The organism is Clostridium estertheticum (assembly GCF_018861295.1).
Lineage (GTDB): Bacteria > Bacillota > Clostridia > Clostridiales > Clostridiaceae > Clostridium_AD > Clostridium_AD estertheticum_D.
In genome coordinates, this window is record NZ_JAHLDM010000106.1 from 1 (window position 1) to 546 (window position 546).

Annotated in this window: 1 tRNA gene and 1 rRNA gene; both read left to right on the top strand. The window is 34.8% G+C overall.

The window, feature by feature from the left end:
- Positions 1-135 precede the first annotated feature (135 nt).
- Positions 136-252 (top strand): 5S ribosomal RNA (gene rrf / locus KPL54_RS25875).
- A 6-nt stretch (positions 253-258) separates the two neighbouring features.
- Positions 259-335: transfer RNA gene (locus KPL54_RS25880), tRNA-Ile, on the top strand.
- Positions 336-546 lie beyond the last annotated feature (211 nt).

Genomic DNA, 546 nt, shown 5'->3' on the forward strand with positions numbered 1-546 from the left:
AGAGGTGTAAGCATGGTAACATGTTCAGCTGACTAATACTAATAAGTCGAGGGCTTGACCAAGATAAAACAAGTAACAATTAATATTAATAATGCGATAATACTGTGCAATTTTCAGAGAATATTTATATTCTCATCTGGTGATTATGGCATGAAGGTAACACCCGTTTCCATACCGAACACGAAGGTTAAGCTTCAATGCGCCGATGGTACTGCAGGGGTGACTTTGTGGAAGAGTAGGTTGTCGCCAGGTAACCATGGATCTTTAGCTCAGTTGGTTAGAGCTACCGGCTCATAACCGGTCGGTCTGGGGTTCGAGTCCCTGAAGGTCCACCAAATAACAGTTCAATTGAAACTGTTATTTTTATCTTATAATATATTGAATAGTTAACGTCTCAAAATTTAAAAAATATATTAAAATATTTTTTAAAAGCAGTTGACAAAACAAGAAATGTTTAGTATTATAGTAGAAGTCGTCACATGATGACAAAGTAAATTGGTCTTTGAAAATTAAACAGAGAAATAGGTAAAGAAATGAAATAATATT